Consider the following 12,859-nt stretch of genomic DNA (forward strand, 5'->3'; position numbering starts at 1 on the left):
CCATTTGCAGCAACGGTTTTCCTGATGTCCCGTTTTCGGACGCCCTGAGCGGTGGACAATAAGGGCATGACTCAGCAGGGGGACGACAACTGGTGGGACAAGCTCTACGACGAGTCGGCGCCGGACACGGCCCCGACGGCGTCGGGTGACACCCTCGACGACCACTTCACGACGGCGGCACGGGCCACGACCGGCCCGCCGCCACCGCCTCCGGCGGGCCCGCGGTCCACGGTCGCCCCATCGCCGGGCCCGGCGCGTGCACCCGGACCTCCGCCGGGGCCTCCCGCGCCGAGCGCACCGAGCGCGCCGAGCGCACCGAGCGCGCCGAGCGCACCGAGCGCACCGAGCGCGCCGAGCGCGCCGAGCGCACCGAGCGCACCGAGCGCACCGAGTGCGCCCCCCGCGCCGGTGAGCGGTACGGCCCCCGGACCGCCGCCCGTGCCGGCGGCCCCTGCCCGGCCGGCCGCACCGCCGCCCGTACCCCGCCCGCCCGGCGCGGCACCCTGGGAGACGCCCCCGGAGGGCCCTCGGACGTTCTCCGTCCCGCCTCCGCCGGTCGCCCCTCCCGTCGAGGCGCCCACCGTCCAGGTGCAGCCGCCCCCGGGGCCGGAGCGGGCGGCGCCGGAGACCTGGCTCGTGGACGGGGCCGAGGACGAGGACGAGGCCGGTACCGGACCCGACCACGACCTCACCGTCGAGGTGTCCGTGCCCCGGCCCCGGACCGGTCACGTCGGGAGCCGGCCGCCCACCTACGAGCCGGAGCCGACCGCGCTGCCCGTCGCCCGTCCCGGAGAGCTCGGCGAACTCGTCTCCGACACCGTGCTCGACGGAGCCCGCTACGGCACCTGCACCCTGCGGGCCGCCTCCGTACGCGGGGACTCCGCCCGCTACCGGGGCGAGCCCCGCCGCGACGCCCTGCTCACCGCCCGCTTCGGCCACGACGAGACCGCGCTCGTCCTCGTCGCCGTCGCCGCCGGGTCCCGCGCCGCCGAGGACGCCCACCTCGCCGCCTCCGACGCCTGCCAGTGGATCGCCGAGGCCGTCTGCCGCAGCCACTCCCGGCTCTCCGAGGACATCAGGTCCGGCCGCCGCGGCGACCTCAAGTCGGGACTGCACCGCCTCACCGACCGCACGTACGGCAAGCTCAGGGCCCGCGCGGCCGAACGGGGCCTCGCCTCCGACGAGTACACCGCGACCCTCCGCTGTCTGCTCGTCCCCGCCGACCCCGAGTGCCGGACCCGGGTCTTCTTCGGCATCGGCGGCGGCGGTCTCTTCCGGCTCCGGGACGGCTCCTGGCAGGACATCGAACCCCTGCTGCCGGAACAGGCCGCCGTCACCGGCGCCCCCGTCCCGGGCTTCGGCTCGCCGCCCCGCGAGGCGGCCGCCTCCGAGACCGAGGAGGGCGACCGGCTCACCATGGACCTCGGGATCACGACCGCTCCCGGGCCGCTCGTCGAGGAGCCCGTACCGCCGCCCGCCGAGCCGTTCCGCTTCCGTGCCTCGGTCGCCCGCCCCGGCGACACCCTGCTCCTCGCCTCGCCCGGCCTCGCCGAGCCGATGCGCGGCGAACCCGCCCTCGCCCGCGAGCTCGCCGCCCGCTGGGGCGACGCCGAGGCGCCCGGACTGGCCGCGTTCCTCGCCGACACCCAGCTGAGGGTGACCGGTTACGCCGACGACCGCACGGGGGTGGGCGTCTGGGAGGCGTAACCCCCCGGGTCATGTGTTGATGGAGCCATGGCCAAACAGAACGTGGCGGAACAGTTCGTCGACATCCTCGTGCGCGCGGGAGTCCGGCGCCTGTACGGCGTCGTCGGTGACAGCCTGAACCCCGTCGTCGACGCGATCCGCCGCACCAAGTCCCTCGACTGGATCCAGGTGCGGCACGAGGAGGTCGCGGCCTTCGCCGCCGGCGCCGAGGCGCAGATCACCGGCGGGCTCGCCGCCTGCGCCGGCTCCTGCGGGCCGGGGAACCTGCACCTCATCAACGGTCTCTACGACGCCCACCGTTCGATGGCCCCGGTCCTGGCCCTCGCCTCGCACATCCCGTCCAGCGAGATCGGCCTGGGCTACTTCCAGGAGACCCACCCCGACCAGCTGTTCCGCGAGTGCAGCCACTACAGCGAACTCATCTCCAGCCCGAAGCAGATGCCCCGGCTGCTCCACACGGCGATCCAGCACGCCGTCGGCCGCGGCGGCGTCAGTGTGGTCGCGCTGCCCGGCGACGTCGCCTCCCAGCCGGCCCCGGAGAAGGCGGCGGAGACCGCGCTGGTCACCTCACGGCCGACCGTCCGCCCGGGCGACACCGAGATCGACGCCCTGGTCCGGATGATCGACGAGGCCGACCGGGTGACCCTCTTCTGCGGCAGCGGCACGGCCGGGGCGCACGCCGAGGTGATGCAGTTCGCCGAGCGGATCAAGGCACCGGTCGGCCACGCCCTGCGCGGCAAGGAGTGGATCCAGTACGACAACCCGTACGACGTCGGCATGAGCGGACTGCTCGGATACGGCGCCGCCTACGAGGCCACCCACGAGTGCGATCTGCTGATCCTGCTCGGCACCGACTTCCCGTACAACGCCTTCCTGCCCGACGACGTCAGGATCGTGCAGGTGGACGTACGGCCCGAGCACCTCGGCCGCCGCTCCCGGCTCGACCTCGCCGTCTGGGGCGACGTCCGGGAGACCCTGCGCTGTGTGGTCCCGCGCGTCCGCGCCAAGCAGGACCGCCGCTTCCTCGACAAGATGCTGAAGAAGCACGCCGACGCGCTCGAAGGCGTCGTCAAGGCGTACACCCGCAAGGTCGAGAAGCACGTCCCGATCCACCCCGAGTACGTCGCCTCCGTGATCGACGATCTGGCCGACGACGACGCCGTGTTCACCGTGGACACCGGTATGTGCAACGTATGGGCGGCCCGCTACCTCAGCCCCAACGGGCGGCGCAGGATCATCGGTTCGTTCAGCCACGGCTCGATGGCGAACGCGCTGCCGCAGGCCATCGGAGCGCAGTTCACCGACCGGAACCGGCAGGTCGTGTCGCTCTCCGGCGACGGCGGCTTCTCCATGCTGATGGGCGACTTCCTCACCCTCGTGCAGTACGACCTGCCCGTGAAGGTGATCGTGTTCAACAACTCCTCGCTCGGCATGGTCGAACTGGAGATGCTGGTCTCCGGACTTCCCTCGTACGGAACGACGAACAAGAACCCGGACTTCGCGGCCATCGCCCGCGCCGCCGGGGCCCACGGCATCCGGGTGGAGAAGCCCAAGCAGCTCACCGGCGCGCTCAAGGAGGCCTTCAAGCACAAGGGCCCGGTCCTGGTGGACGTCGTCACCGACCCCAACGCGCTCTCCATCCCGCCGAAGATCAGCGCCGACATGGTGACCGGCTTCGCGCTCTCCGCCAGCAAGATCGTCCTGGACGGCGGTGTGGGCCGAATGGTGCAGATGGCCCGTTCCAATCTGCGCAACGTGCCCCGACTCTGAGGGAGTGCGGGCGTTTTGGCGGGGCATGCATCCCCGTGAGCCTGTTCGACGCGATCTGTGGGTGGGGGTTATGGCCGGGGAGGCAGGACAGCCGACTCAACTGCTCAGAAAGGTGGGATGCGCGGATCTCACCGCGGTGCCAAAGGTGCGACATGCCTTGCGCGAACTGCTGCGGAAGTGGGGCGGGCCGGGCGCCTCCGACGTGGCGGAGCTGCTCACCAGCGAGCTGGTGACCAATGCCCTGATCCACACCGAGCACGGGGCGGTCGTCACCGCGACGGTCGTGCCCGCGCAGCTGAGGGTCGAGGTCCGTGACTTCGTCTCCGGTCTCGCGCCACCGCACGTACCGCCCGCCGACGACGGTACGCACGGGCGGGGGCTGATCCTCGTCGAGGCCCTGGCCGACTCCTGGGGGGTCGAGGACCACGGGCTGGGCAAGGTGGTGTGGTTCGAACTGGACGGCGGGGCCGCCTGAGAGGCGGCCCCGCCGGTGTGCGGTGGACGGAGCGGTTGCTCAGCCGAACTGCTGCTCCAGATCCTTGAGCTTGCGCTCGAGGGAGTCGAGACGGGGCAGCGTCTGGGTGTCGTCCTCCGCGGTGAGGTCCACCGTCCGGGAGTCGCCCGTGGAGGTGTCACGGCCCCTGACGGCTTGGAGGGATGGCCGGGGTCGAAGCGGCAGTTGTCCAGGATCCGCTATGGCGGGTTCCGCTACGGCGGCCTGTACGGACGCCGTGGCGGAACCGGAACCCGAACCGGTGCCGGACCCCGGACCCGGGCCCGTACCGGAACCCGGCGTGGCGTTGAGCGCGGCCATCTCGACCTGCCGCCCGCCGCCCCTGCCGAACGCCCGGTGCTGGCGGTTGATCGCCTTGAGCCGCGCCCGGTCGAGCTTGACCTGGTCGCGCCGCCGGATGCGGTTCTGCTCCTTCTCCCGCCGGTCCTCGCGCACCTCGTCGACGGCCTCGTCCAGGGTCCGTACGCCCTCCAGAAGCATCAGCGACCAGGCGGCGAAGGTCTCCCTGGGCGCCCGCATCCACCGGACGATCCGGATCTGCGGCAGCGGGCGGGGCACCAGGCCCTGCTCGCGCAGCGCGGCCCTGCGGGTCTGCTTGAGCGCCCGGTCGAAGAGGACCGCCGCCGAGAGGGACATGCCCGCGAAGAACTGCGGGGCGCCGTCGTGGCCCAGGCCGCGCGGCGCGTGCACCCAGTTGAACCAGGCAGCCGCGCCCGCGAACAGCCAGACGAGCAGGCGCGAGCCGAGGGCCGCGTCGCCGTGGCTGGCCTCGCGGACCGCGAGCACCGAACAGAACATGGCGGCGCCGTCGAGGCCGAAGGGGACGAGGTACTCCCAGCCCCCGGTGAGGTTGAGGTTCTGCCGGCCGAAGCCGACGAGACCGTGGAAGGAGAGCGCCGCGGCGACCGCGGCACAACAGAAGAGGAGGACGTAGGAAGCGGTGCCGTAGACGGCTTCCTTCCGTCTGCGGCGCTCCTCGCTGCGTTCCCAGGAGTCCTCGGCCGCGGCCTGGTCACCGGCGCGCTTCCCGCGCGCGAGCACCGCCACCGCCGTCAGGACTCCGGCCACCATCACGCCGCCCGGAAGCAGCCAGTCCAGCGATATGTCGGTCAGTCTCATGCGGTGTCCCTTGCATCGCAGTAGGGCGTTTGGCGGCCCATACTGGCCGACCCCGCGGGGCGCTCAAGGTGTTTCCGGGCAAGAGCACGCCATCGGGTCGCCACGGCATACGAATAGGTGCGATCTGGTCGAACACCCATACAGGGAAAGAGGGTTGAGTTCGATTTACGCCACCCGTCCGGGTGGCGTAACCACTCGGGTGCCTCAGGCGGCCGCGGCGAGGCGGCGAACGCGCTCGGCGTCGCAGGTGCGCGGGCAGGTGATGCAGGTGTCCTCGGGGCGCAGCGTGTAGAAGAAGCAGCAGGTCGCCCGGTCGCGCGTGGCGCGCGGGGCCCCGTCAGGACCCTCGGTGCCGGGCAGTTCGCGGAAGCCCGCGGCGCCGGCGTACGGCTTGTACGGCTTGGCGGTGCCCGGCATGAGGAGATCGAGCTCGTCCATCGCCCGCCGTTCCTCGCCGAGCAGGGCGCCGATGTACCAGAGGCCCTCGACGATCTCGTCCGTGGCCATGCCCCACAGGGCGCGGCGGCCGCGCCGCATCCGGGAGCCGAAGCCGTCGAGGACCGCCTCGAAGTGCTCGGCGAGGGAGGCGCGCACCTCGGCCCGCAGGGCGTCCTCGTCGGCGACGACCCGCGCGCCGGGCAGTGCGGCGGCGGGGTCGCCCGGCAGGCAGGCGAACTCCTCGACGCGGACGGCCATCCGTCCGAGCGCGCGCTGGAAGGACACGTTGGCGGCGGGCAGCCGGGGCACCCTGCGGTCGAGGAACCAGGGGACGGTGACGAGGAGGCAGGCGGGCCAGGCGTACCGGTGCAGTCCGAAGCCGGCGACGACGTCGGGGCGGGCCTGGGTGCCGTAGTCGCGCAGCACCTGCGCGTTGTCCCAGGCGAGGAAGGCGTCGAGGTCGGGGCCGCCGGCCGCGAGTTCGTCCGCGCCGACCCAGCCCGCGCCGCGCGGCAGTCGCTCGCCCGGGACGTGTTCCTCTATCCGCAGATGGGGGAAGACCTCGGCGAGCCGGGCGTACGAGGCCGCGACGGGTGAGGTCGGGAGGGCGGGCAACAGGGCGGGGACGGTCATGCGGACCACCGAATCGCGAGCATTGGCAGGTTAGCCTTACCTTACCCGATTCGGGGTCGTCTCTCACCACCGGCCCGGCGCCGCCCACCGGCGGGGCGGCCCCGGCACCTCTGATGTCGGTCCGTTCGCCTATGGTGCACAGAGGACCCGGGCGACGCGAGCCGGGCCCGGCACGAAGCCGCAGGAGGACCCGGGTGGAGCAGGGCGCAACGTGGGAGCGGGCGACGGAGAGGCCGTCCCCGCCCTTCGGCGACGCCGCCCGCGTCCCGGAGCAGGCCCGAGCCGCGGGGCAGCCCTCGCGGACCCCCGAAGCCACCGCCGGAGCCCGCACCCACGCCGGCGATCCGGTCCGCCGCTCCCACGGGACCCAGGGCGCCGAGCCGGACCCCGGCACCGGCACTCACCCCGGGACCGGCACCCCCACCGGCCCGGCCCGCCGGGCCGAGGACACCCGGGCCGAGGACACCCGGGCCGAGGACACCCGGGGCGAGCACACCCACGGCGAACCCGCCGCCCCGGCCTCCCGCGTCGTGCGGCACTCCGTCCGCGGTCAGATCCTCGACGCCCTCCGTACCGCCCTCGTCGGCGGCGAGCTCGTCCCCGGCGAGGTGTACTCCGCCCCCGCCCTCGGAGAGCGCTTCGGCGTCTCGGCCACCCCCGTCCGCGAGGCCATGCAGCGCCTCGCCGTCGAGGGCGCCGTCGAGGTCGTGCCGAACCGGGGCTTCCGCGTCACCGAGCGCACCCCGCGCGAACTCGCCGAACTCGCCGAGGTCCGCGCGCTCATCGAGGTCCCCGTCATGCTCCGGCTCGCCCGCACGGTCCCGGCGGCCCGCTGGGCCGAGCTCCGCCCGCTCGCCGAGGCGACCTCGAACGCCGCCGCCCGGGGCGACCGTGCCCACTACGCCGAGGCCGACCGGGCCTTCCACCGGGCCGTCCTCTCCCTCGCGGGCAACCAGCAACTGCTCGCCGTCGCCGACGATCTCCACCGTCGCTCCCAGTGGCCCCTGATCAGCGCGCCCGTCGTCCGCCACGGTGTGCTCGTCGCCGACGCGGCCGAGCACACCGCCCTGCTCGACGCCCTGATCGCCCAGGACCTCCCGGTCGTCGAAGCCCTCGTCCGCGAACACTTCACCGGCGCGAACGCCTGAACTCCGCCCCGCTAGGGTTGATGATCATGTCAATCGGTCACGCCACACGGGGAGTCGGGATGAGGACGGGTGTACGGGGGATCGCTGTCGGGGCGGCTCTGGTGATCGCGCTCACGGGATGCGGAGGCGGCGGCGCTGCCACGGGGACCGACGCGGTCACGGGAACCACGGACGGCAAGGAGGACGTGCCGGCCTCGCTGGACGCGACCGGACTGATCAACGCCCTGCCGGTGTCGTCCGAGTTCACCGACGGCACGTACACCGGCGACGACCCCGAAGCGGTCCCGGCGGCCGAGGCCGTGAAGTTCTGTGCCGACAGGCTCGACGTGGACTGCCCCGGAGTGACGGGTGCGAGCATCAAGGACCTGGTCCTGAGCGGCTCCTCGTCGGAGACGGGCGCCACCTTCACGCTCTACACCTTCGGCACGGAGCAGGAGGCGACCGCCGTACTGAAGGCGGTGGAGAAGGAGAGGAAGGCGTCGGACGGTACGTCCGGCCCCTTCGAGCCGGTGAAGGTGGAGGCCGGGGCCGACGAGACCTACGCCTTCGAGCGGGGCGAGTTCGTCGGTGTCTACCTGCGCGTCGGCACGGTGGTCTCCTATGTGAGCACCCTCCACTGGGGGCGCGAATGGGCGGAGCGCGGCGCCCAGGTCCAGGTCGGCCGGCTCAAGCTCGTCGCGGCGGGCGGCAACCCCGACCTCTGACCCGCCCGGGCCGCTCGCCGAAGCTCCCGAAGACCGCCTCCGCCGACCGGGCGGTCCCCGGGGCCCGGGACGACTAAGGTCGGTGACGTCAGCCGCCCGCACCGTGTTGCCCGTGAGGTGTCCCATGCCGTCCGCGACCCCGTCCCCGGCATGGGACGGACGCCGGCCCGCCACCGGTACGGAGGCCGAGGCCACGGCCCTGCTCGGCTGGCTCACCGATCCCGAGGCGCCCCGGCTCTGCCTCGTCACCGGCGCCCCCGGCAGCGGCAAGTCGGCGCTGCTCGGCTGGTTCGCCCAGCACGGTCCGCGGGCAGGCCGGCCGCGCCGCCGTACGGCCCGGGTGCTCGTCCCGCTGGCCGGACAGAGCGCGCTCGGCGCGACCTGGACGATCGCCGACCGCCTCGGTGTGGTGGCGAGGTCGCCCGGCGACCTCGTGCACGCCCTCGCCACCAGCGAGGCCCGGCCCGCCGCCCGCGCCGTCCTCCTGCTGACCGATCTGCACGCCGCGGCCGAACCGGCCGCGCTCACCGACCTGATCGCCGAGCTCGCGGGGGTCGGACGGGTCCGTCTGGTGGTCGAGGCCCGCAGCGGCACCCCGGCCCCCGCCGCACTCCGCGCCGAGCGCCGGGTCGCCGTCGTGGACCTCGACGGCGACGCCGAGCCTGCCGAGACAGCCGCCCCGGAGCCCGCGCGGCCGCTGCCCGACCTGTCCGACCCGGCGGCCGTCTGTGCGGCGGACCCGCTGCTCGTCACCACGGCGTACGTCTCCGGTTCCGCGGCCGCCGGTGTGCCGGGCACGCTCGACGGCCCCGAGGCGCCCTCCCGCCCCGGCGAGAACGCGGCCGAGGACCACGGGGGACTGCGGGCCGCCTGGATGCGGGCCGGACAGTCGCTCTGCCGCGAACAGGCCCCCGCGGAAAGGGCGTTGGTGCTGCTCTCCGCGCTCGGCGACGGCGCGGACCCCCGGCTGCGGCCCGCGCTCGCCGAGCTCGCGGAGGGCTCTCCGTGGCGGTTCCGGTGGGCCCGGCACCGCGGCGATCTGACCCCGCCCTGGCCGGGTCCGGTCACGGTCCTCGGCACGGCGGGCGGCCCCCTGGAGGGGACCCTGCTCGTCGGCGACCGCACCGGGGTCGTACGGCTCCTCCACGAGGCGGACGCGAGCCCGGCGGGACGCCTCGCGCACACCGTCCCCGGCCGCGTCACCGCGCTGGCGCCCGCGCCCGACGGCACGGTGCTCCTCCTGGACGACCGGGGCAGGCTGCACACCGTACGGGGGACGACGCCGCGTGCCCCGTACCTGGAGCGCCTCACGGAGGCCGTCTCGGCGACCCTCGTCCGCCATCCCGGGACCGCCCTCGCGGCGATCGCCGGTTCGGTGGTCGTGGGGGACCGGCTCGGCTCCGTGCACGCCTTCGGTCTGCGGGGCCTGCACCAGGCGGCCTCGCACAGCGGGCGGGTGACGGCGGTCTCGGCGGTCGAGTCCGAGACCCCGTTCGTCTGTTCCGGCGGCGTCGACGGGACCGTCCGCCTCTGGACCCCGGGCCGCGACCCGCGCCCCGAACCCCTCGCCGAACGCCCCTCGCCGGTGGTCGCCCTGCACGCGACGGAGACCCCGCACGGACCGCTGGTCGCCGCGGCCTGGGGCGACGGTCTCGTCGAACTCCACCGCCCGGAGGGCGGCCCGACGCTCTCGTTCCGCCCGGGCCCCCCGGTCCGCGCGGTCGCCGTCACCGGCGCCGGCTCCCTGCTCGTCGGCACCGACGAGAGCCTGGTCTGTCTGGTGCCGAAGCGCACGCCCTACTGAGAGACCGTCACTGACCTCTCCCCGTAAAGGACTTCACGTCGCTGGCTGAGGCATCAGCTGGCTCGCGAGCCAGGTCGGCACCCCGCCCAGGAGACGGAAGAGGCGGCGGGCCTCGGCGCGCAGGCGGCCCGCCTCCGGTTCCGTCTCCGTGGTGGCGAGCGCGGTGAGGGCCGGGGCCGTACCGACCAGATAGCCCAGCTCCTCACGGATGCGGAGCGACTCCGCGAAGCCGTGCCGGGCCTCCGCCAACTCGCCCTCCCTCAGGGCGAGTCCGGCGAGATGCCGCCAGGTGGAGGAGAGCAGCAGCGAGTCCCCCTGCGCGGTGGCCCCGGCATGGGCCCTGCGGTACGCGGCGCGGGCCGCCTGCGGGGAGTCGCCGAGGTTCTGCGCGATGAGCCCGCGCCGCAGGTCGAGCAGGGGGCGGCCCTCGGCCGACGGGGCGATCAGGGCCGCTGCCCGGCCGAGTGCCATCCGTGCCTCGTCGGCCCGGTCGCGTACCCCCAGAAGCGTCGACGCGTAGGCCAGATAACCGCGTTCGCAGGCGGCGGCGCCGCGTTCCTCGTCCGTGCCGGCCACCGCCTCCGCCGCCCGGAGCGCCTCCTCGGCGTCGGCCCAGCCCTGTTCGGTGTAGAGGCAGCGCTCGATCAGCAGCGCGGCCCGTTCGAGTGCGGCGGCGGGTTCCGTCGCGTGCGGCGCGAGGAGCGCCGCCGCGTCCGTCCAGCACCCTCGGGAGCGGAGCCGCCATATGGCGGTCTCCACGGGAGTCTCCTTGCCGTAGGCGAGGGACGGATCTTCGCCGCCCCTTGATTCGGAACCAGACATGGCGGTGTCCGCCACATTGCCCTCCCCGAGCGCGCCATTGAGCTGTTGAGTAAGACCCGCATCTCAGCACGAAGGGCAGCACCTGGCCAAGGGGTCAGGTGAAAGAATTCACAAGTGTCCGATGCATCGAGGCAGTGCGCTCCCGACCGCGGCCGACAGGCCGTCAGATCACTCCCGGGCCTGTGATCAGGCCCCGGCGCGGCCCGCCGGCCGGCCCTGCGGACAGCCTCCCACCGGCCCGGACGTCACTCCACCGGACTCAACCGAAAGGGTGAATCCGTGAACGGCCCCTCAGCTCATCCGCAGGGCGAGGAAGAAGTCGAGCTTGTCCTCCAGACGGGACAGATCACGGCCGGTGAGCTGCTCGATCCGGCCCACCCGGTAGCGCAGCGTGTTCACGTGCAGGTGCAGACGGGTCGCGCAGCGGGTCCAGGAGCCGTCGCAGTCCAGGAAGGCCTCCAGGGTCGGGATCAGCTCCGCCCGGTGACGGCGGTCGTAGTCGCGCAGCGGGTCGAGCAGCCGGGCCGTGAAGGCCCGCCGGACGTCGTCCGGGACGAACGGCAGCAGCAGCACGTGCGAGGCCAGCTCGTGGTGGCCGGCGGCGCAGACCCGGCCCGGACGGGCCGCGGCGACCCGGCGGGCGTGCCGGGCCTCCTCCAGGGCCCCGCGCAGCCCCTCCGCCGAGTGCACGGCCGCGCTGACACCGAGGGTGAGCCGTCCGTCGTCGGCGAGACCGGCCGAGAGCGGGGCCCGCACGGCGGCGAGCAGCGCGTCCGCGTGCAGCCCGAGAGCGGGGGCGGGGCTCTCGTCCTCGCTGTCCGGCAGCGGACCCGCGGCCAGCGGGACCAGCGCGATGGCCTCGTCGCCGCTGTGCGCGACGGCGATCCGGTCGGCCGACTCGGCGCCCGCGGCCGCCGGGTCGACGAGGATCTCCTCCAGGAGCGCCTGGGCCACCGGGCCGCCGTCCACGGCGGGGCTCTGACCGGCCTCCTGCTCCCAGTCGACCCTGGCCACGACCACCTGCCAGTGCGGGGCCGTGCCGAGCCCGGGCAGCAGCACCGGGGCGGCGACCCGCAGCCTGGCCGCGATCTCGGCCGGCGCGGCGCCCGTCTGCACCAGCTCCAGGACCTCCTGGGCGAGCCGGTGCCGTACCGTACGGGCCGCGTCGCGCCGGTCCCGTTCGACGGCGATCAGCTGGGTGACGCCCTGGAGCAGGTCGAGCCGGGCGGCCGGCCAGTCGCCCGCGTCCGCCTCGACGGCCAGCAGCCAGTCCGAGAGGACCGTCTCGCGCACGTCCCGGGAGGCGGGGGCGGCACCCCGGCCGGTGTTGCGGATCGGGAACAGCGAGTACGCCGTTCCGCCGGTGCTCAGCCGGTGCGGGCCGCGCCTGCCGGTCCGGGTGGCGGCCAGGTGCTCACCGGCCAGGGTGGCGGCCAGGGAGGCCGGGAGGGGCTCGCCCGCGCCCGCGATCTGGCGGCCGGTGGGGGAGAGGACCCAGGCCCGCAGGTCCAGGTCGGAGCCCAGCAGGTCGAGGACCACCTCGGGTCCGCCGCCCGCCGGTCCCGAGGTCATGAGCCGCCGGTGCCGGTCGACGACGGCCGCCAGGTCCCCCGCCCGCTCGCCGGAGACCTGTCGAACAACGTGCTCGGTGATCGTCGCGAACGCAACCGTCTCGTTCACCGCGAAGAGCGGCAGCCGATGGCGTGAACACGCCTCTACGAGGTCGTCCGGAATGTCGCCCAGATCCGCCTCGCCCGCCGCCAGGGCGGCGACCCCGGCCGAGGCCAGGATCCGGGCGAACGGCTCGGCGTCGGCCGGCTCCCGCAGCCAGGCGAGGCCGGTGAGCACCAGCTCGCCACCGGACAGGTACCGGCTGGGATCCTTGAGGTCCGTCGTCATCACGCCGCGGACGGTGCGGTCCAGCTCGTCCTCGCCGCCGAGCAGGCGCAGCCCGAGCGCGTCGTTCTCCAGCAGTGCGCGCAGCCGCATCGTGTCGCCGCCGTTCCTTCGTCAGTGGGTGGTGGGGTTGTCGCGTTGTCGACGGTGGCGTGGGGCCACCGTTTCCAGGGGAAAACAGCGAGGTAACTGTTCCCCGCCTTTCGTTCGAATCTACAAGACGACGACGGGAGCCAGCCAACTCCTTCATGTTTTCGGTGACTGCACCCGGGCGATCGTGGGCTTGTGTACTAGGCCACACACC

Annotated in this window: 10 protein-coding genes; 6 read left to right on the forward strand and 4 right to left on the reverse strand. The window is 74.1% G+C overall.

All coding sequences use genetic code 11. From position 1 onward, the window contains the following. The first annotated feature begins 66 nt into the window (after window positions 1–66). From ACH4MY_RS24160 to ACH4MY_RS24170, 3 genes are read left to right on the forward strand one after another with little or no spacing between them, the layout of a single operon-like run. A complete protein-coding gene (locus ACH4MY_RS24160; RefSeq protein WP_398005802.1) occupies window positions 67–1,707 on the forward strand; it encodes a protein phosphatase 2C domain-containing protein in 1,641 nt (546 codons plus the stop codon). 27 nt (window positions 1,708–1,734) lie between these two features. Then, window positions 1,735–3,477, forward strand: coding sequence for a pyruvate dehydrogenase (locus tag ACH4MY_RS24165; RefSeq protein WP_398005803.1), 1,743 nt, complete (start codon window positions 1,735–1,737; stop codon window positions 3,475–3,477). A gap of 25 nt (window positions 3,478–3,502) precedes the next feature. Next, window positions 3,503–3,952: an ATP-binding protein gene (locus ACH4MY_RS24170; protein ID WP_398005804.1), complete on the forward strand. Its 450-nt coding sequence runs from the start codon at window positions 3,503–3,505 to the stop codon at window positions 3,950–3,952. 39 nt (window positions 3,953–3,991) lie between these two features. Here the strand turns inward: ACH4MY_RS24170 and ACH4MY_RS24175 are convergent, their stop codons facing one another. Continuing rightward, complete coding sequence (locus tag ACH4MY_RS24175; RefSeq protein WP_398005805.1) at window positions 3,992–5,110, reverse strand: DUF2637 domain-containing protein; 1,119 nt, start codon at window positions 5,108–5,110, stop codon at window positions 3,992–3,994. Window positions 5,111–5,314: 204 nt separating this feature from the next. Beyond that, window positions 5,315–6,181 (reverse strand): (2Fe-2S)-binding protein, encoded by an 867-nt coding sequence (locus ACH4MY_RS24180; RefSeq protein WP_398005806.1) that lies wholly within the window; start codon window positions 6,179–6,181, stop codon window positions 5,315–5,317. A 194-nt stretch (window positions 6,182–6,375) separates the two neighbouring features. Here ACH4MY_RS24180 and ACH4MY_RS24185 point away from each other — a divergent pair, with 194 nt between their 5' ends. From ACH4MY_RS24185 to ACH4MY_RS24195, 3 genes are all read left to right on the forward strand, one after another. Next, complete coding sequence (locus ACH4MY_RS24185) at window positions 6,376–7,329, forward strand: GntR family transcriptional regulator (protein ID WP_398005807.1); 954 nt, start codon at window positions 6,376–6,378, stop codon at window positions 7,327–7,329. A 59-nt stretch (window positions 7,330–7,388) separates the two neighbouring features. Beyond that, complete coding sequence (locus tag ACH4MY_RS24190) at window positions 7,389–8,033, forward strand: hypothetical protein (protein ID WP_398005808.1); 645 nt, start codon at window positions 7,389–7,391, stop codon at window positions 8,031–8,033. A 124-nt stretch (window positions 8,034–8,157) separates the two neighbouring features. After that, on the forward strand, window positions 8,158–9,837 hold the full coding sequence (locus ACH4MY_RS24195) for a WD40 repeat domain-containing protein (protein WP_398005809.1): 1,680 nt from the start codon (window positions 8,158–8,160) through the stop codon (window positions 9,835–9,837). Window positions 9,838–9,870: 33 nt separating this feature from the next. Here the strand turns inward: ACH4MY_RS24195 and ACH4MY_RS24200 are convergent, their stop codons facing one another. Both ACH4MY_RS24200 and ACH4MY_RS24205 read right to left on the reverse strand, forming a co-directional pair. Continuing rightward, window positions 9,871–10,659, reverse strand: a complete 789-nt coding sequence (locus ACH4MY_RS24200) for a hypothetical protein (protein ID WP_328489405.1) — start codon at window positions 10,657–10,659, stop codon at window positions 9,871–9,873. Window positions 10,660–10,950: 291 nt separating this feature from the next. Further along, entirely contained in the window at window positions 10,951–12,648 is a 1,698-nt protein-coding gene (locus tag ACH4MY_RS24205) for a PucR family transcriptional regulator (RefSeq protein WP_398005810.1), read from the reverse strand. Between the last annotated feature and the right edge of the window lie 211 nt (window positions 12,649–12,859).

This window comes from Streptomyces sp. NPDC017246, from assembly GCF_044331325.1.
GTDB lineage: Bacteria > Actinomycetota > Actinomycetes > Streptomycetales > Streptomycetaceae > Streptomyces.